The organism is Paraflavitalea devenefica (genome assembly GCF_011759375.1).
GTDB lineage: Bacteria > Bacteroidota > Bacteroidia > Chitinophagales > Chitinophagaceae > Paraflavitalea > Paraflavitalea devenefica.
Genome location: NZ_JAARML010000001.1, coordinates 1,548,415 through 1,565,940, shown reverse-complemented (window position 1 = coordinate 1,565,940; position 17,526 = coordinate 1,548,415). Strand labels below are relative to the sequence as shown.

20 protein-coding genes are annotated in these 17,526 nt (G+C 45.3%); 3 read left to right on the top strand and 17 right to left on the bottom strand.

Annotated elements, in window-relative coordinates; translation table 11 throughout:
- Positions 1 to 64: 64 nt before the first annotated feature.
- Together HB364_RS06400 and HB364_RS06395 are read left to right on the top strand one after the other, a co-directional pair.
- Positions 65 to 673 (top strand): superoxide dismutase, encoded by a 609-nt coding sequence (locus HB364_RS06400; protein WP_167287033.1) that lies wholly within the window; start codon positions 65 to 67, stop codon positions 671 to 673.
- 87 nt (positions 674 to 760) lie between these two features.
- The gene (locus HB364_RS06395; protein ID WP_167287032.1) at positions 761 to 1,378 is read left to right on the top strand and encodes a hypothetical protein; all 618 of its coding nucleotides are present in this window, start codon (positions 761 to 763) and stop codon (positions 1,376 to 1,378) included.
- A gap of 60 nt (positions 1,379 to 1,438) precedes the next feature.
- Here HB364_RS06395 and yidD read toward each other — a convergent pair whose 3' ends face one another.
- The 17 genes from yidD to gldC all read right to left on the bottom strand — a co-directional run bounded on the left by yidD (position 1,439) and on the right by gldC (position 16,007).
- Positions 1,439 to 1,672, bottom strand: coding sequence for a membrane protein insertion efficiency factor YidD (gene yidD / locus HB364_RS06390; RefSeq protein ID WP_167287031.1), 234 nt, complete (start codon positions 1,670 to 1,672; stop codon positions 1,439 to 1,441).
- Positions 1,647 to 2,066 carry a ribonuclease P protein component gene (gene rnpA, locus HB364_RS06385; protein WP_167287030.1) on the bottom strand — a complete coding sequence of 140 codons (420 nt, stop codon included), beginning with the start codon at positions 2,064 to 2,066 and terminating at the stop codon, positions 1,647 to 1,649. Before rnpA ends, yidD begins: the two co-directional genes overlap by 26 nt.
- 118 nt (positions 2,067 to 2,184) lie before the next feature.
- Complete coding sequence (rpmH, locus tag HB364_RS06380; RefSeq protein ID WP_026309617.1) at positions 2,185 to 2,340, bottom strand: 50S ribosomal protein L34; 156 nt, start codon at positions 2,338 to 2,340, stop codon at positions 2,185 to 2,187.
- 205 nt (positions 2,341 to 2,545) lie between these two features.
- A complete protein-coding gene (locus tag HB364_RS06375; protein WP_167287029.1) occupies positions 2,546 to 3,469 on the bottom strand; it encodes a DUF6252 family protein in 924 nt (307 codons plus the stop codon).
- Between the two features lie 112 nt (positions 3,470 to 3,581).
- Positions 3,582 to 4,406, bottom strand: coding sequence for a glutamate racemase (gene murI, locus HB364_RS06370; protein WP_167287028.1), 825 nt, complete (start codon positions 4,404 to 4,406; stop codon positions 3,582 to 3,584).
- 102 nt (positions 4,407 to 4,508) lie between these two features.
- Positions 4,509 to 5,069 carry an OmpH family outer membrane protein gene (locus tag HB364_RS06365; RefSeq protein WP_167287027.1) on the bottom strand — a complete coding sequence of 187 codons (561 nt, stop codon included), beginning with the start codon at positions 5,067 to 5,069 and terminating at the stop codon, positions 4,509 to 4,511.
- A 127-nt stretch (positions 5,070 to 5,196) separates the two neighbouring features.
- Positions 5,197 to 5,709 carry an OmpH family outer membrane protein gene (locus tag HB364_RS06360; RefSeq protein ID WP_167287026.1) on the bottom strand — a complete coding sequence of 171 codons (513 nt, stop codon included), beginning with the start codon at positions 5,707 to 5,709 and terminating at the stop codon, positions 5,197 to 5,199.
- Between the two features lie 23 nt (positions 5,710 to 5,732).
- On the bottom strand, positions 5,733 to 8,462 hold the full coding sequence (locus HB364_RS06355) for a BamA/OMP85 family outer membrane protein (RefSeq protein ID WP_167287025.1): 2,730 nt from the start codon (positions 8,460 to 8,462) through the stop codon (positions 5,733 to 5,735).
- A gap of 110 nt (positions 8,463 to 8,572) precedes the next feature.
- Positions 8,573 to 9,334, bottom strand: coding sequence for an isoprenyl transferase (locus HB364_RS06350; protein ID WP_167287024.1), 762 nt, complete (start codon positions 9,332 to 9,334; stop codon positions 8,573 to 8,575).
- 148 nt (positions 9,335 to 9,482) lie between these two features.
- Positions 9,483 to 10,343 (bottom strand): type IX secretion system protein PorG, encoded by an 861-nt coding sequence (porG, locus tag HB364_RS06345; RefSeq protein ID WP_167287023.1) that lies wholly within the window; start codon positions 10,341 to 10,343, stop codon positions 9,483 to 9,485.
- A 70-nt stretch (positions 10,344 to 10,413) separates the two neighbouring features.
- A complete protein-coding gene (locus tag HB364_RS06340) occupies positions 10,414 to 11,292 on the bottom strand; it encodes an NAD kinase (RefSeq protein WP_167287022.1) in 879 nt (292 codons plus the stop codon).
- Positions 11,293 to 11,385: 93 nt separating this feature from the next.
- A complete protein-coding gene (locus HB364_RS06335) occupies positions 11,386 to 12,822 on the bottom strand; it encodes a POTRA domain-containing protein (protein ID WP_167287021.1) in 1,437 nt (478 codons plus the stop codon).
- Positions 12,823 to 12,898: 76 nt separating this feature from the next.
- Positions 12,899 to 13,558 carry a CBS domain-containing protein gene (locus HB364_RS06330; RefSeq protein WP_317170683.1) on the bottom strand — a complete coding sequence of 220 codons (660 nt, stop codon included), beginning with the start codon at positions 13,556 to 13,558 and terminating at the stop codon, positions 12,899 to 12,901.
- Positions 13,559 to 13,728: 170 nt separating this feature from the next.
- Positions 13,729 to 14,505, bottom strand: coding sequence for an alpha/beta fold hydrolase (locus HB364_RS06325; RefSeq protein ID WP_167287020.1), 777 nt, complete (start codon positions 14,503 to 14,505; stop codon positions 13,729 to 13,731).
- Between the two features lie 153 nt (positions 14,506 to 14,658).
- Complete coding sequence (locus HB364_RS06320) at positions 14,659 to 15,198, bottom strand: CvpA family protein (protein ID WP_167287019.1); 540 nt, start codon at positions 15,196 to 15,198, stop codon at positions 14,659 to 14,661.
- Positions 15,198 to 15,650: a GatB/YqeY domain-containing protein gene (locus HB364_RS06315; RefSeq protein WP_167287018.1), complete on the bottom strand. Its 453-nt coding sequence runs from the start codon at positions 15,648 to 15,650 to the stop codon at positions 15,198 to 15,200. Before HB364_RS06315 ends, HB364_RS06320 begins: the two co-directional genes overlap by 1 nt.
- 9 nt (positions 15,651 to 15,659) lie before the next feature.
- Positions 15,660 to 16,007: a gliding motility protein GldC gene (gene gldC, locus HB364_RS06310; RefSeq protein WP_167287017.1), complete on the bottom strand. Its 348-nt coding sequence runs from the start codon at positions 16,005 to 16,007 to the stop codon at positions 15,660 to 15,662.
- Positions 16,008 to 16,299: 292 nt separating this feature from the next.
- Between gldC and HB364_RS06305 the strand changes: the two genes are divergently transcribed.
- Positions 16,300 to 17,481 (top strand): choice-of-anchor E domain-containing protein, encoded by a 1,182-nt coding sequence (locus HB364_RS06305; protein WP_167287016.1) that lies wholly within the window; start codon positions 16,300 to 16,302, stop codon positions 17,479 to 17,481.
- Positions 17,482 to 17,526: the final 45 nt, after the last annotated feature.

Sequence of the window (17,526 nt, the reverse complement as noted above, 5' to 3'; positions counted from 1 at the left end):
TGTAAATTTGTTATCCTTTCACGATTAACGGAAAGCCTATTAAACATTTTAAAACTTTATAGCTATGGCATTCACATTACCTGCGCTTCCTTATGCACACGAAGCTTTGGAACCGCATATTGACACGCAGACGATGCAAATTCACCACGGTAAGCACCACCAGGCTTATGTAGACAACCTGAATAAAGCTATTGCCGGCACTCCCAATGAAAATAAATCCCTGGAAGAGCTGGTGAAAGCAGCAGGCAGCATCAGCCCCGCTGTACGTAACAATGGCGGTGGTCACTGGAATCACACTTTCTTCTGGGAAACCCTGGCGCCTAATGCAGGTGGTGCTCCCTCCGGCAAATTGGCCGATGCGATCAATGCAACTTTTGGCTCCTTTGACGAATTCAAAGAAAAACTCAACACAGCAGGCGCTACACGTTTCGGCAGTGGCTGGGCATGGCTGCTGGTGAAAGACGGCAAACTGGAGATCTCTTCTACCCCCAACCAGGACAATCCCCTGATGGATGTAGCTGAAGTAAAAGGTACACCTATTCTTGGTGTAGACGTATGGGAACATGCTTACTACCTGAAATACCAGAACAGGCGCCCTGATTACCTGAAAGCTTTCTGGAATGTGGTAAACTGGACTAAGGTAGCTGAACGCTTTGCTGCAGCTTCCAAATAAGCAAGTCAAAAAATTTCCGTTACTTAGTAATCCCGGTATACCTACCGGGATTGTTTTTTATCCTACAAACCTTTCAATTGTTAACACATGAAATTATTTTCCATTCTTACGGTATGCCTGGCCATTGTATTTTTCACAGCCTGCTCCGGCGGCGGTAGCAAAGCTGGCAAAACACTGGTTGTAATGTCCAGCGGTAAAATGCAGATTGATAAAACCAAGCCTGAAACCATCGGCTTTGAACCAGGCAACCAACATAATGAAGAAATTTTAACCTATAGCGGTGATGCGAAAGTAACGGTGACCGTAAAAAGCCCAACAGGCGATAAAACCTATGAGCTGCCGGAAAATGGTATTTACTTGCTGAACCTGAAGAAAGATACCCTGATCGGTGGTATTGTAAACTTTGGTAATGCTGGCATGCCTACTTCCATCAGCACCGAGCAACTGGAACATATTATTGATAGTACCCAAAAACTAATGCTGGGTCAGAATGCAAGTGATGCCAATAAAACTTATTTCCTGGCTCCGGGTTCAGTAAAAAAAGTAAGTGCTAATGAAAGCGCCAGGATCTTAGGCCCCTACAATGCCATTCCTTACAAAGTGGAAGCAGATAAAGATGGCAATGCGCCGGAGTTCTATAAATTCTTTACCAATGCACAGAAACGTGAATCATTGGGAGATCTGATCAAAAGATTACACAAATAATAGCCAATATTGAATGGTAAGTGACAAGCCCGCTTGCTGCTTACCATTCTCCATTTACTTCTACGGAACAGGATCATACCCTTTTCCTCCCCAGGGATGGCAGCGGCTAATGCGTTTAACGGCGAGCCATAATCCTTTAAATGGCCCGTATTTCTTTAAAGCCTCAGCAGCATAGTGTGAACAGGTGGGTGTAAAACGGCATTTATTCGGGCCCAGAATAGGAGAAATAACCCACTGATACAATTTAATGAGTGCAAGGAAAGGAAGACTAAGTAGCTGAAGCAGGAATTTCATGGGCGATTTTTATAAGCCGGTTCAAAATTACGGCTATCTTTTCACTCACTACTTCATAAGCAGGCAGCTCTTTACCTGTATAAATAAGAAAAAAGGCAAAAGGCAATTGTTTGGATTCTATCAATTCCTGGAAAGATGCTTTTTGCAGGCGATAGGCTTCCCGTGTAAGTCTTTTGATACGGTTACGGTCTACAGCATGTTTAAAATTCCTGGTGCTGACCCCTACGCCAAACTGTAACAGGTTGCCGGAAAGCCTGGATATGCCCGCCTTTGGCAGGAGGTAATAAACACGGTAAGGGAATACAGTAAAGCTTTTACCCTCTTTGAATAGTTGGTCAATAAGCTTACGGCTTTTAAGACGTTCCGCTTTCCCTAATGTGTGTTTTCTCACCATACAAAAATAAAATAGCCCTGTATTTCAGCGATGCTTAATACAGGGCTATCAGCTAATATTATAAGATCCTTCAGCATGGTATGTTCAGGATATCCGGGAACATAGCTGTGAAGAAAGACTATTTCAGCTTTCTCTCATCGGAAACAGTGAGCTTCTTACGGCCTTTTGCACGGCGGCTTGCCAGTACTTTACGGCCATTAGCTGTTTGCATGCGCTTACGAAAACCATGAACGGTTTTACGACGGCGGCGATGAGGTTGGAATGTACGTTTCATAATATCTTACTCTTTTTTCACTTTTTTGAAATAGGGATCGGGAGAAGCGATCCGGGTTTCATTTTCAGGCCTGCGGGTCACCACACCTACAGGTTTGTGAAAGGACGGCAAAGGTAGTAAAAGGCAGGCAAATGTGGGAAGTAAATAACAAGAAATTTTAAACCTCCCCTCACCTACCCCATCCAATGGTCCTCACAGCTCTTTATTACTGATACTTCACTGAAAAATAACCACTTGTAAGGTTAGCTACCTTGGGCGGATTGCTGGGTATTATTTCAGACGCCTTAAAGTCAAAATTACCCCTGATACGCTTGGTGGTCGTATTGTGTTCCAGGATGGTCAGGGTTCCCGATTCCGAAGCCAATGCCAGGGAGGGGCTGGGATTGTATAACCCGATATAAGTGAGGCCCCAGAAATCCAACGTATAGGGGCTGCCGGCGGCTGTGATGTCAGCCGGCATCGTCAACCCTACCGATTTGGTAGCACCGGCAGTATTAGCCACGATGGTTATCTGGCTGGTGAGGGCCACATAAGTCGAGAAAATACTTTCGGCTTTCCAGTCTGCCCCATCTATTTTCACTGTAAAGGTGTCTGTGCTGCTGGCAGGGGGAAGAGTCGTTTCATAAGTCAGGTCTTCAAATATGCCTTCTGTTATCACCTTTTGACCGCCATCCTCCTCCCTGTACAGCTTAAACTGGAAAGTACCGGAAATGGTTTTCTTGGTCTCATCTATTTTGCTCACGGTTACAGTGCCTCCTGCCAGGGCAGGATCATCGCCCTGCACGGTAGCATAAGAGTTGGTATTAAATTCTGCACTGTCCGATAAAGCGCCTACTCCCTCTGCAACAACCGGGTTGACTGTATAGGTCTTTACCTCATCACCCAACAGGGTGATGGTAAAATATTTTTTATCCTTGCTCACACCTGTAATATTGATATAACCGTTCATGATACTGGCAGTGGCCACCTGGTCGGCTACCCACTGTACGCCATCTATTTTCATTTTCAATATCCCTTTTACTCCATTGGAAGAGCCACCAGTAAGGGTTTCTTCGCTTACCTCTTTCTGGCAGGAGATGATGGAAAATGCCATCAGCAGGCACATCAGTAAACGGGTGGATTGTTTCATGATACAGTGTTTTAGTTAGGTAACGGTGAGCAATATATACTATGCAAGTATACTGTTTTAAAGGCAAATACTGCCGGCATACCAGCGAAAATTTAAGGCTGGCGGGGATTCGTTACAAGGCAAGGTGTTTTGACTGGAGCGGTTGCCCGAAAAAGATGCTGGCGTGATTATCAAAATCTTCTGCCGAATCGGTAGTATAAAAAGTACGCTCTCCATTCCTGCTGCAACGCTGCTCTATTTCAGGATGACGCTGCAAATAGTTTACCAAACTATCGGCCACTATTTCGCCCTGCGACAGTACAGTGATGCCTGCCGGCAGGAATTGTTGTATTTTGTTCAGCAGCAACGGATAATGGGTACAGGCCAGCAGCAGCACATCAATGCCTTGTTCTTTGCCCAGTATGTTATTCAGGTGCTTTTTTACAAAATAATCAGCACCGGGACTGTTGTGTTCATTATTCTCTATCAGGGGCACCCATATAGGACAGGCTTCCTGGGAAACATGGATCCGTGGATAGAACTTCTCAATTTCTATGGTATAGGAGCCCGACTGTACGGTTCCGGAGGTAGCCAGGATGCCTATTTTATTGGTTTTGGTAAACTCCCCTATTTTCTCAGTAGTAGGACGTATAACACCCAAAACCCGGTTGTTGGGATTGAGCTTTTGCAGATCGTTTTGTTGTATAGTACGTAATGCTTTAGCCGAAGCGGTATTACAGGCCAGGATAACGAGTGGGCAGCCCTGCTCAAAAAACCATTCCACACATTGCAGGGTATAGCGGTATACTGTTTCGAAGGAGCGGTTTCCATAAGGAGCGCGGGCATTATCGCCCAGGTAGACATAATCATATTGCGGCAGCTTGCGGAGTATTTCTTTCATAACAGTAAGGCCGCCATAACCGGAGTCGAAAATGCCAATGGGCTGAGATGTAGCCATAGCCAAAAATAAGTGAATTAAAAGGCTTAAAAAGCGGGAGGGTCTAGCCTGGCATGTTTACACCCGGCTAAACCCTCCATAATATTGTGGAACGGTTATTTATTACTGCTTGGGAGTTGTTGGTTTAGCTGCAGGTTGATTACCACCAGCGGCAGTAGGCAGCTTAATATTGAGCTTTTTAGCTACCAGGGGTAAAATATCTTCGGCAGGAGGAGCTACAAGGAGCGCTTCTTTTTCGAAAACAAATGCATAGTTGTGCTCTTTGGCTACAGCCTGGATAGCTTCGTAGGCTTTTCTATTGATAGGCTGGATAAGCTCCTGCTGTTTTTGCTGCAGTTGTTGCTGGATGCGCTCTTCTTCACCACCCAGTTCCTGGCCCATTTTGGTGAGCTCTGTTCTCTTAACCACTTTAACCGCATCAGATAAGGTGGCAGAATCCTTATTGAACTTATCTATCGCTGCGTAGAAGGCATTTTGCTTGTCGGTAGCATTCTGTATCAGTGCATTCTTGAAATCAGTAAGCAGTGAGTCGGCTTTACGTGCTTCAGGCATGATGCTAACCACTTCCTGCGAGCTGATGTACCCGATCTTTGTCTGTGCGTTTACTTCACCAGCCACCATCAGGCCCAGGGCAAACAACATACCTGTAAAAAACTTTTTCATGCGTTTCGTTTTTGTTGTTAAGGCCACCCAAAGCCCTTGTTATTGCTGCTTCAGGTGTACGGTTTTATTTAAAATTTAAGTTGAAAAATGGATCTATGAAGTTGTTCCCTGGCTATGATTTTCACGTTTATTTAACACCTAATTCTTTCAATACATCCTCGCTCCTGTCCAATTTAGGGTCGGCAAAGATAACAGTAATTCCTTCACTTTTATCCAAAATAAAATCGAAGGCCCGGTTAACGGCTATTTTCTGGATCGCATTATAAACCTTGTCCTGTATGGGTTTTATCAGTTCCTGGCGCCTTTTGAACAGATCCCCTTCAAAACCAAACCGTTTGCGTTGAAGGTCACGCAATTCCTTTTCCCGGATAAAGAGCTCATCTTCTCTTTTTTTCTTCAGTTCTTCGCTCAGCATTACCTGCTCAGCATCAAAATCCTTATACATTTTATCCAGAGCAGCTTGCTTATCATCAATCTCTTTTTGCCATTGGATGCTGAACTGGTCCAGCTTTTTCTGGGCTTCTTTGTACTCCGGCATTTTATCCAGGATGTATTTGGTGTCAACGATTCCATACCGTTGTGCAAATGACGCACCTGTAAGCGCCAGCAGGAAGGAGCCAATGAGCAGTACCTTTTTCATAGTATTTTATTTTTAAGATAGGCTTATTCAGGTTCAAAACCAAGCATGAAGGTAAAGCGGGCAGCATCACGCAACTTGCCTTCCGGCTTCAAGCGGTCGAAGCCGACACCGTAGTCGAAGCCAAGCAATCCAAACATGGGTAGGAAGAAACGCATACCAACCCCGGCACTTCTGCGGAGGCGGAAAGGATTATAGTCTTTATAATCATACCATCCATTGGCAGCTTCAAACCAGGCCATACCATAGATAGTACTGTTTGGGTTCGTGGTAAATGGATAACGCAGTTCCAGCGTATACTTGTTGAACATGGTAAAGAACTGGCTGGCATTCTGCTGGTCAGGATTCACCTTGGGATCAGAGTTCTCATATACAGGATAACCACGGTGTGCAATGATATCATATCCTAAGATATAGTTTCCGTTGGCCAGACCAGCATCACCCACCTGGAAACGCTCAAAAGGTGAATAACCCAATTTACTGTTATACCGGCCCATGAAGCCATATTTGGCAGCGGCACGCAGTACGAACTGGCGGCTTCTGTCGGCGCCCATGGGTTTACCAATCGGAATGAACCATTCCGCCGTGAAACGCCATTTATGGAACTCGGGTAGCTTATAGCTATCCTCTGTATTAATATTTTTATTAAACAACGAATAGGGTGGCGTAAACTGCAAGCTCGCCAGGAAGTTGGAGCCACTGGTAGGGAACATGGGATTGGGACCCGCTGAGTTACGGTTGAGCGCTACTTTAAAGCTCAGGTTATTGGATGTTCCATTACGGAAATCCTGGGTGAACAGTGGATAGTTGGACAGCTTATATTGTGTAAAGCTTACTGAATATACCAGCGTGAAGAAGTCATCGGGCCATTTTAACTGCTTACCCAAAGAAACGGTAATACCTAAGTTCTTAAGCTTGTTGGTATCGCTGAAGAAATAACGGCCACTGTTATCAATACCACCGGTACGGAAGATACTGTTGTACAAGCTCACAGTAAGTGAGTTTCTCTTTTTACCACCCAGCCAGGGCTCTGTAAATGAAAAGTTGTATGACTGGAATGCACGGCCATTGGACTGAATACGCAAACTGAGCTTCTGGCCATCACCGGTAGGTAATGGGTCCCAGGCTTCTTTACGGAAGATATTACGGATCGAAAAGTTATTAAAGGATACACCAAGGGTACCAGTCAAACCAATACCACCACCCCAGCCGGCACTCAACTCAAGCTGGTCGGATGATTTTTCTTCCAGGGTATAGTGGATATCCACCGTACCATCTTCCTGGTTAGGAACAGGGTTGATGCCAATTTTCTCCTGGTTGAAAAAGCCCAACTGGGCAATTTCACGGTTGGAACGGATGAGGTCAGTACGGCTGAATTTATCACCGGGCAGTGTACGTATTTCACGACGGACAACGTGCTCCTTGGTTTTTTCATTACCGGAAATGGTAATATTCTTGATAGTGGCCTGCGGACCTTCCATCATACGGATCTCAAAATCTATGGTATCATTATATACCGCAGTTTCAACCGCATCAGCTTTAAAGAACAGGTACCCATCGTCCAGGTATAGGCTGCTGATATCACCACCTTCGGCAGAAGCTTGTTTACCCAGCTTACTGTTCAGGATATTCAGGTTATAGGTATCGCCCTTCTTGATGCCCATTAAGAAATTAAGGATGGAATCAGAATATTTGGTATTCCCTTTCCAGGAAATGTTACCAAAATAATAGCGGTGACCTTCGTCGACTTTAAGGCCAACCCGTAAGTTACCCTTCTTGTTGTAGGTCTGGGGTTTTGCTTCCACCGTAGCATCACGGAAACCGAGTGAGTTATAGTATTCCAGGATGCTCTCCATATCCGTTTCGAATTTCTTTTCATTGAATTTGGCCGAGCTGAAGAGCTTAAAACGGAAATAAGGATCCAGGAAATCTTTTGTTTTGGAAAGGGAGAGGAAACCTACGTCTTTCAGGTATTCTTTGAAGGTGGTGTGTTTTTCGCCGGCTATATCTGCTGAATCTTTAGAGGGGAAAAGGGTCAGCCTGCTCATTTCCTTGGTGCCCTTCATCTTTTTCTTCAGCCTCAATGAGCTGATACTATTATTCCCTTCGATATTAATATCGGATATACGGACCTTATGCCCTTTCGTTACATAAAAATTCAGGATAACGGAGTTGGGCAGGGCGGGATCGGGCACTTCTTCAATACGCACATTAGCGCTCTGAAAACCCTTATCGGTATAATAGATTTGGATCAGTTGTTCTGCGCTGATCTTGGTATTTTCTGTTACCACACGGCCTATAACAAGGTTAAGCTTATTGCGGAGGTCCTCATCTTCTGATTTACGGATTCCCCTGAAGAAGTATTTTGACAGGGCCGGACGTTCTGTTACCTGTATCTCCAGGTATAAATTGGTACCGTCAAGACGGGTAAAATAGATCTGAACGTTGGAGAAAAGGCGCTGGTTCCACAGGTTGGTGATGGCTTTACTGAACTGGTCGCCACCAGGTATCATTATCTTATCTCCCACGTTAATGCCCGCTATGGAAATAAGCAGTTGTTCATCATATCTTTTGGTGCCTGTAACCTTGATACCGGCAATGGTATATTCCTTGGGATTCCTTGACTGGCTTATTGCTTCCAACTCGGGATCAATAGTGGTAGGGATGGTATCGGTCTTTTCCTGGGCAAATACAGAACCTGCCGAGAAGGTCAGGAAAGCCAATAGAATAGCGGAAAAAGTAAACGTACGCTGCATTCCGGGTTGTTTAAGCTGGGGCAAATTAAAGGGATTTACTTAAGATTAACTTAAAAGTGTTTGTTAAAAGAAATGCGGACTGTATGATTTATTGAGGTTTCAGGATAAACTTATTGGCTAAGTGACTCCTGCCGGAGCTGATCGCCGGTCTTTCCAAAACGCCTTTCCCGGTGCTGGAAGTCAATAATGGCTTCATAAAGGTTTTCCTTGCGGAAATCGGGCCAGCGTACATTGGTGAAATAAAGTTCTGCATAAGCCAACTGGTAAAGTAAGAAATTGCTGATCCGGTACTCGCCACTGGTGCGAATCATCAGTTCCGGATCGGGAAAATTACTGGTGGTAAGGTATTTCTGTAAGGTATCCTGTGTAATAGCCTGGGGGTCTATCTGCCCTGCTTTCACGTCGGCAGCAATGTGTTTAACAGCCTGCACCAGCTCCCAGCGGCTGCTGTAGCTGAGGGCCATCACAAGGTTAAGGCCCGTATTACGGCTGGTGATCTCCAGCGATTCATTCAACTCCTTCTGGGCATAGTCGGGCAGCATATTCATGTCGCCAATAACATGCAGCTTGATATTGTTCTTATTGAGGGTCTCGGTTTCTTTCCGGATGGTATCTACCAGCAGTTCCATCAACCCGGTAACTTCATACTCCGGGCGATCCCAGTTTTCGGTCGAGAAGGCATACAGCGTAAGGTAGCCTATGCCCAGTTCGGCACAGCCTTCCACAATATTGCGCACACTTTCCACCCCATGGAAATGGCCATACAGGCGGTCCTGGCCTTTTTCCTGTGCCCAGCGCCCATTGCCATCCATGATAATGGCAATATGATGTGGCAACCGTTGCAAGTCAATTTGCTCCTTAAGGCTCTGCATTACCCGTTTTTTTGAAGGGCACGAAGTTACGAAAAGATTAGGTGGGAAGCTACTTTTGGAGGCTTTTAATCTCCCGGCCCTCCCCCGGCTGGCAACAAAAAACCGGCCTTTTGAGGCCGGTTTCCACTATTTTCCGGATGAATGCGGTTTAATTGGCGGTAGGGCAGCGGTAAGAGGTGAGGTTGAAAGAAAGGGTCACCTCAGCAAAAACATAATGATCTTTCTGATTGGCAAAACCACGCTGACGGCCTGGCTCACCGATACGTTCGGCACTGGTTTCATATGATCTGTCCTGCAGCAGGGCTGCCTGAGAATATGAACCGTCGGGCAGTAGGGGAAATTTATCGATGCCAACGTAAGTCGTGCTCACGTCATCTATATAATCAGCCGTAGTGAACCGGTAAGCTATTTCAAAGCCAATATTCATACGGTCATTAAGCGCATATTTGATACCTACTCCCAGCGGAATACAAATGGCCATGGTATTATAGGGTTTCCGGTTCAGCGAAGAATCTGCAAGTCCTTGTCCTTCAGTACCTAAAGGACGAAGGAATACCTTCTGGCCGTTGAGGTAGGCATAGGGATCATAGCTGAATACGCCTACACCAAGGGTAACATAGGGTGTAAAAGAATGATAAGGGTCACCGGGAACAAACTTGAAAAAGTTAAAGTCCCCCTGCACAGCCAGCTCAAAAATATTGGTGTTAAAGCTCAGGTTCCTGCGGCGCATGAACTCGTTATGGGTATTGTACTTGTCGGAATAACCAAGCTGGGCAAAATGGGCGCCCACCCTCAGGCCAATATAATTACCAAACTGTTTACGGAAAAAAGCGCCAACGGCTATTTTAGGACGATTGATCTTGGCCCTTGTATTCAGGTCGCCAAAATAGTGAGCAGCCCCGACCGAGAGGCCAAATTCACCCTCCTGCCGGATGGCTTCCCATTGTGCAGTAGCGGGTTGTACTGATATACAAAGCAGCAAGGCTATAACAACAACCAGTCTGTTCATATCTGCAATATAAGCATTAAAGTATTTGACTCTAACGTAGCCCGGGGGCTTTTTCTTTTAATACAAAATGTTAATTCCTTGTATCAAGACCCCACGAAAGCTTATTACGAAGGGTTTGTAAAAAGTTATTTTCATTTAATCGTACAAGGCTCAACGTAAAGGCCTCACGCTGAACTGCCAACTGCACTTTTTTATCTACGATCTCCTTCCGGGAATCGAGCGCACAGATAAAATGATCGGTCCTGCCTTCCACTTCAAATGAAATAATATTATCATCTCCTACCACAATAGGCCGCACATTGAGGTTATGAGGGGCTACAGGAGTTATTACGAAACTGGCCGATTCCGGGAATACTACCGGACCACTACAGCTTAAGGAATACCCCGTTGACCCCGTGGGGGTGGCTACAATAAGGCCATCGGCCCAATAAGTATTCAGGAATTCCCCATTCAGATAAGTATGGATCTTGATCATGGGCGAAGTGTCGGTCTTATGGATCGCAAACTCATTGAGCCCATAAGGCACTTCGCCAAATAACGGCTTATTGGCATCCAGGTGAATGAGTGACCGTTTGTCTATAACGATCGTCCTTTTTACCAGGGATTGTACAGCAGTAGTCAGCTCCGTACGGCCAATACTGGCCAGGAAGCCCAGGCGACCGAAGTTGATGCCCAATATGGGAATATTTTTATTCCTTACCAGGGTTACTGTGTCCAATAAGGTACCATCGCCACCCAGGCTGATCAGAAAATCAATGGCCGATGTAAGGTCATTGGAATCTCTGAAGATGGATATCCTATCAGGAAACCGGAAAGAAGACCGGATAGTTTCATAGAAGGGCTCATAAATAACGAGCTCCATATTTTCCTTGGCCAGTTCATCAAATAACTGTTGAACTTCTCCTTTCTGATCATAATCAATTACCCGGCTATAGATAGCTACTTTCATAATTAAATACAGGAATTCAGGATCCGGAATACAGCATTAAATACAGGATATGGACTACAGGATTATTGGATAAGGGGGTGTGATCAGCGGTGGTCAAAAATCGTTTTTAATGTGCAAAAATAGTCCGTTTTGACCTAATTGGTTGAAGCTATAATCAAAGCGGAGTATAAGGTCATAGAAAGTAACAACATCCACACCGAAGCCACCGGTATATAATGGCCGATTAGTGAGGGAGTTACCGGTAAAGTTTTTATTATATGCATACCCCATATCGCCAAAAGTACGGGCATAAATACGAAAGGGTATCCTGTCGTGTGAGCGTGACCTGAGGTGCGTATTGATATTAAAGCGGAATAGCTCACGCCGCAGGGTACTGCGGGCCATGAGCCCTGCTACGCCATCCACTACATATTTCTCCAGTCCCCGCAGGAACATATCGCCATAACCAAACATACGGTGATTGATATAAGGCTGATCAAACGGCACTCGCAATACGCCTGTTCCCTGCAGGGAATAAAACGTCTTTTTAGTCAGTTGCCAGCCCTTGGTCACCTTCGCGCTCAGTTGCCACATGTCCATGTTTTTATGGATACCGCGCTTCAACAGACTGGCCTCACCCATCCAGCCGGTCAGGGGGAAATGCACGTAGTCCACATTCACATACCTGATCGTATAAGACAGCTCGGGATAGGTAACGGCACTCTGGTTGACCTTGAAATATTTCGGATTGAGATCAAGTAACTGGCTGTCTACTTGTTGATGTACGATGGATAAACGTACCGCATGAAAAGTGCGCAGACCGGGCCGGTAGGTATACTCCAGTTTACCTTCCCAGCGCCTGATACCGTCGGTAAGCGAGTCAGTAAACATCTGCTGGTTATTGACGGTAGCATAGTTGATCTCTTTGTTAAAGGAGTATAAAAATCCTACGCTATAACCGTGGCGCAGTGTTTTATCTGCATAAGGCTGATCATACTGGGCCTGGATCTGCTTTGTATAGCCGGTAATTAACCAAAACCTGAGTTTATCATTCCGGCCGGTAAAATTGTATTGAGTGAACTTGAGGCCATAATTAAGCCGGTCAAATCCATAACCCTGGCGCGACCATTCAGAGAGATTGCGGTCTACCGGTTTTACATAAGGAATGGGAAACGTATACCAGCGTTCCTTTACCTGGATAATCACATCCACTTCATATCCGCGGAATGATTTGAGGGCTACCACTACTTCATTGAACAGACCGGTATTGAATAGCTGACGGCGGGAGATCTCAAACCCCTGCACCAGTTCAGGCAGATAGACGGAGTCGCCGGCTTTGAAAGGCAATTCCCGCTCTATAATGTATGATTTGGTGCGTTTATTCCCTTCGATATAGATAATACCTATCACAAAAGGGGTGGAAGGAGGCTGGGCAGCAGTGACAACGGGAACTACCGCCTGGGAGTCTGTTGCGACCGGCTGTGCTTTTAGGAATGTACTTCCCAGCAGCAGCACTGCTATTACAGCATAATATTTCTTTGGTATCCGCATGCAGGCCAGCCGTGGCAGGTGTCAGATTTAATGATGGATGAATACAGACGAAGATAGTAGAATCGGATTACCAGTATTAAATACTGAGGTAATTCATTAAATGATCATAATTACTGCGCAACTCGTTCTCGTACTGTTCTTCCCCAAAATAATACTTTATCTGGTACTCGTAACGCTGGAACGTGGCTATTATGTCGGAAATCTCGAACTTATTGATTTTGAGGGTCACAAGGAAGGAGCCGGTATTATTATCCCAATAAGTATTAAGCTGTGTGATCTGTGCATCGTTGGTTTCCACCAGTTTGCTGATCTCGGAGAAAGAGAAGTTGCGTTGTTCCATTTCCAGTACCATGATACCGCCGGGCTCACTGGCGCCGGTTACTTTACCAAGCTGTTTCAGCAGGTCTGTGGCAGTAATAACACCGGCAAAAACATTTTCCGGTTCTACTACGGGTATAACGGAAAGGTTGTGATCATTGACTACCTGAACAGCTTCCAGGAAGTGGGTATTGGCGCGGACCGCTGCTTTGGAAAAGTGGTTTTCGATGGATTGAAGGGTAAGGTTTTCATCCATATTCATGAGGTCATCTTCAGCAACAAGCCCCAGGTATTTATTATCGGCTACTACAGCCAGTTGCATTACATGGAACTCTGCCATCAGTTCAAGCGCCTGGTACACCGAATCACCGGGATTCAGTGTAGGTATTGTTGCAGATATTAGTTCTTTGTTTAGCACTGATCAGGGTTTTACCTGAATAATATTGTTGATGAAATGCCAGGCGCTCCAGGCCGGAAACAATGCAATTGCTGAAAAAGGCGATGCTTACTACCCTTCTTATGCGAACAGTCGTTATTGGTGGTTACCCGTTGAGAAAACAGTGGGTGTACTTACATAGACGATAAAAATCAGGCTACCGCTGCGGGCTCGTTTAATTTTGTCAAAAATTTATGGAGTATCCGGTTAAATTCGTCGGGGACCTCCATCATAGGCGCGTGTCCACATTTATCAATAAAGTGCAGCTCACTGTTTGGGATCAATTTTTGAAATTCACGTGCAACGAACGGTGGGGTTACCGCATCATTGTTTCCCCATATTAATAACGTGGGTTGCTTGATCTGATTGAGTTCCTCACCAAGATTATTCCGGATGGCGCTTTTGGCCAGGGCAATTACCTTGATGGCTTTAAGGCGGTTATTAACTGTTTCATACACCTCATCCACGATTTCCTTGGTAGCGGTTTTTGGGTCATAAAACGTTACTTCCGCTTTCTTTTTAATATATTCATAATCCCCTCTTTTGGGATAAGTATCTCCCATTCCATTCTCAAATAAGCCGGAACTGCCAGTAAGTATGAGTGATTTAATCCTTTCGGGATGCTTTAATACATATAATATGCCCACATGGCCGCCCAATGAATTACCCAGCAGGTGCACATTTTTATAGTCCCGGTATTCTATAAACCGGTGAACATACTTCTGCAAGCCGCCTACGGAAGTGTGGAGCAGGTCAAGATCAAGCAAAGGGAGCATGGGCACCACTACTTTGTAATGATGCCTAAAATAATCTATCAAACTATTGAAGTTGCCTAATGCGCCGAACAAACCGTGTAACAAAATCAACGGTTCACCCTCACCTTCTTCAATAAATTTGAACTTATCCACTTGTTTGATCTCGTAATTCATCTGTAAATCGGTTCAATTCAGTCAATTAATCGCTAAAATAAACGTTTTAGCCCAAATATCACATCCCTGGCTTTCAGCGGTGCAATTTTACTGTAAACTAATGATTTTTTTTGCGTGTTTACAGCTTGACCAATAGCCATCAGTATAACTATTTTATTGTACGGCCTGTTGCGCAATATGAGCAAAAAATGCTTCCAGCTCCGTGAACATATCTTTAAACCATGGAACAAGCCTGCCAAAAGTGTCTATAACCAGGGGGCCTAATGGCTGTACTTTTGAATAAGTGACCGATTGGGTAATAGTATTTTCATTTAAAAGCTTTAGCTGTGTAGCGAAAAACAACAATACGCTAAACGCAAGCGTGTACACAACTATATATAACAATATACCCCCCAGCCGGTTCACCCAACCCAGCAAAGTTACTTCCAATGATGCCTCAATGAGGTTAGCCCCCCATCGAATAAGCAGGATAACGCCTATGAATACAATAGCGAAAGAAAGAAAAGGCAGCCATTGTACGGATACATTGGTAGAATCTTTGAGGTAAGCGGCTACTACTGTCGACAATTTCATGGCGGCCGCAATGCCTACGATAATGGCAATGACTGAGAATACCGCCACGACAAGCCCCCGCCGCCATCCTTTGATGACAGCCATTAACAGTAGTATCCCGAAAAGTATATCAATGATCATTATTTTGCCAGCAATTCCTTTACAGCAGCACTGATCGCTTTGCCATCTGCCTTACCAGCCAGTTGTTTGGTGGCGGCACCCATCACTTTACCCATATCAGCCGGAGAAGTAGCACCCACCTCGGCAATGATCTTTGCCAGCAGGGACTTCAACTCTTCCGGACTTAGTTGTTTGGGCAGGAATTTTTCGATCACCGCTATTTCTTCCTGCTCCTTCTGCGCCAGGTCGGCCCAGTTTTGCTGTTGAAATATCTCCAGTGAATCACGGCGCTGTTTTACCAGCTTTTGAAGGAGCTTGATCTCATCTTCCTCTTTCAGTTCGCCGCCAGCGCCTTCGGATGTCTTAGCCAGCAAAATGGCCGCTTTAATAGCCCGGAGGCTGCGCAAAGCTACCTCGTCCTTGGCCAGCATAGCCGTTTTAAGTTCCGTGGTGATTTGTTGTTCTAATGCCATAACAATTGTTTAAGCCTTATTTTCCTTTAATTGTATCTCCTGGAATTTAGTGAAAAAGTTCCTGGCAAAGGTTTTAATATCATTTACCAATTCCTGCTGGTGGGTAGCCCGCTCAAAAGAATCGGCCATGGTCATAAGGGTCTGGTAATAAAAGTCGGCCATTTCATCTACCATCATCTCTTTTGTCCAGAGGTCCATGCGAAGGGCCGATTTATCAGCGCCATCCCAAAAAGCCAACATCATGGCTTTGGCGGTACGGGCAGTATCAGCAGTACTGGCAGAGGCGCTCCAGGTGATCTGTTCAGGGACATTTTTTTCATCCAGCCCAACGTCTATCGTAATAGTGGATTTCTTCATGTTTTTATTGAGTATCAATTTTTTGTGATAAGAAAGGCAAAAATACGCCGAATAATGCTTTTTCCCGAACAAAAGGCTGTACCCTCCCCTGAATCCGCTGTCAAAGATGCCCCAAAGGGTTATTTCCCTCTCATTGGTCGCTTGCACCTTTGTGCAGATAAATTTCGGAAAATACGGCGAAGGAATTTAGGGTATTATCACTTGAAGGATTTTTTTTATGTTATGTACTTTTGAAATACCCCCCAACCACCCTACTCCGCATTCATTAATCCGTTCATTAAAATCAGTACCTATGAAACACTATTACACGTTTCTGCAGGTGGCCGCATTCCTCGTGGCGACCTGTATCCCTCCCGAAATTATCGCACAATGCGATTGCGAAGACGGTACCCCGGCTACTCCAGTTTCTTATACCGTTAGAATGGACTCTTCCACGCTCGACAAAGTGATTATTTCCTTTCCCAAATTCGACCCCTCCATTGGTACATTGAGCTGTATTGTACTCAAAGACACCACCTCCGGGGTGTCTACCACCCATGTACGCAACCTGGCGCCACAGGATATTCGCTACAGGTTCCGCCTTACCGTATCTACCAGCATCACAGGCCCCGGCTTCGGTATTTCGGAAGCTTATGATCAGTATTATGGCCCGGACACCTTGCGAACGTATGGAACTCCCGGCGACAGTATTACCTACGGGCCGGATACAATGTTCAATAGCGTAACCCATACTACGGTAAACAACTCCAACCTGACACCCTATATGGGAACAGGTACCGTAGGCCTTGAATTTGAGATAGGGGGTGGTTTAACGTCTTTACAGGGAGGATTGAACTTTAATAACCAGATCAGGACCTACACCTGGGGTGTTTTTAACCTTACCTATTACTGGTGCCCCGCTTCCATATTGGCCCGGAATATCACCCATTTCACAGCCATTAAAAAAGACAATCAAGTCCTGTTGAACTGGGAGGTTAACAATGAAGAAGCGGCCAATACTTATGAAATATTGATCAGCTATGACGGACGCCACTTCGTCCGGCTCAGTCAGGCCGCCAACCCGTATATTACAGCAGGCGCTACTGCAAAATACCAATATCAGTACCTGCTTAACCAGGCTGTTGCAGGTAAACTCTACTTCCGGATCCGGCAAAAAGATGCCGCCGGCCACGTGTCGTACTCGCCCATCCGGGTCGTAAACCCCGACGAGCAAGGTCAGGCCAGCGTTGTGATCTACCCCAATCCTGTAAAACGTAATATATCCCTGCAATTTGATAAAGTATTAAACAGCCGGTTTGCCCTTGAAGTGATCAGTGCAGGCGGACAATTGCTGCAGCAGCAGGAGGTGAGGGCCTATAATACCAGTTTAATACAGTTTGAATTGACCAGGCCGGTGCCTCCGGGCATATATTACCTGCGTGCCCGTGACCTGGGCTCCCATCAGCAATACCTTCATAAGCTGCTGGTTCAATGAGGCTAACCTGTAAAAAAATCTTAAAATTCCGAATCAGAAAAGGTC

Bases quoted from the DNA above. Each gene is read 5' to 3' on its own strand.
- HB364_RS06335 (WP_167287021.1), bottom strand. From the start codon at position 12,822: ATGCGGATACCAAAGAAATATTATGCTGTAATAGCAGTGCTGCTGCTG.
- rnpA (WP_167287030.1), bottom strand. From the start codon at position 2,066: ATGGTGAGAAAACACACATTAGGGAAAGCGGAACGTCTTAAAAGCCGT.
- HB364_RS06375 (WP_167287029.1), bottom strand. From the start codon at position 3,469: ATGAAACAATCCACCCGTTTACTGATGTGCCTGCTGATGGCATTTTCC.
- HB364_RS06325 (WP_167287020.1), bottom strand. From the start codon at position 14,505: ATGAATTACGAGATCAAACAAGTGGATAAGTTCAAATTTATTGAAGAA.
- yidD (WP_167287031.1), bottom strand. From the start codon at position 1,672: ATGAAATTCCTGCTTCAGCTACTTAGTCTTCCTTTCCTTGCACTCATT.
- HB364_RS06315 (WP_167287018.1), bottom strand. From the start codon at position 15,650: ATGGCATTAGAACAACAAATCACCACGGAACTTAAAACGGCTATGCTG.
- gldC (WP_167287017.1), bottom strand. From the start codon at position 16,007: ATGAAGAAATCCACTATTACGATAGACGTTGGGCTGGATGAAAAAAAT.
- murI (WP_167287028.1), bottom strand. From the start codon at position 4,406: ATGGCTACATCTCAGCCCATTGGCATTTTCGACTCCGGTTATGGCGGC.
- HB364_RS06320 (WP_167287019.1), bottom strand. From the start codon at position 15,198: ATGATCATTGATATACTTTTCGGGATACTACTGTTAATGGCTGTCATC.
- rpmH (WP_026309617.1), bottom strand. From the start codon at position 2,340: ATGAAACGTACATTCCAACCTCATCGCCGCCGTCGTAAAACCGTTCAT.
- HB364_RS06360 (WP_167287026.1), bottom strand. From the start codon at position 5,709: ATGAAAAAGGTACTGCTCATTGGCTCCTTCCTGCTGGCGCTTACAGGT.
- HB364_RS06365 (WP_167287027.1), bottom strand. From the start codon at position 5,069: ATGAAAAAGTTTTTTACAGGTATGTTGTTTGCCCTGGGCCTGATGGTG.
- HB364_RS06340 (WP_167287022.1), bottom strand. From the start codon at position 11,292: ATGAAAGTAGCTATCTATAGCCGGGTAATTGATTATGATCAGAAAGGA.
- HB364_RS06355 (WP_167287025.1), bottom strand. From the start codon at position 8,462: ATGCAGCGTACGTTTACTTTTTCCGCTATTCTATTGGCTTTCCTGACC.
- HB364_RS06395 (WP_167287032.1), top strand. From the start codon at position 761: ATGAAATTATTTTCCATTCTTACGGTATGCCTGGCCATTGTATTTTTC.
- HB364_RS06350 (WP_167287024.1), bottom strand. From the start codon at position 9,334: ATGCAGAGCCTTAAGGAGCAAATTGACTTGCAACGGTTGCCACATCAT.
- HB364_RS06305 (WP_167287016.1), top strand. From the start codon at position 16,300: ATGAAACACTATTACACGTTTCTGCAGGTGGCCGCATTCCTCGTGGCG.
- porG (WP_167287023.1), bottom strand. From the start codon at position 10,343: ATGAACAGACTGGTTGTTGTTATAGCCTTGCTGCTTTGTATATCAGTA.
- HB364_RS06400 (WP_167287033.1), top strand. From the start codon at position 65: ATGGCATTCACATTACCTGCGCTTCCTTATGCACACGAAGCTTTGGAA.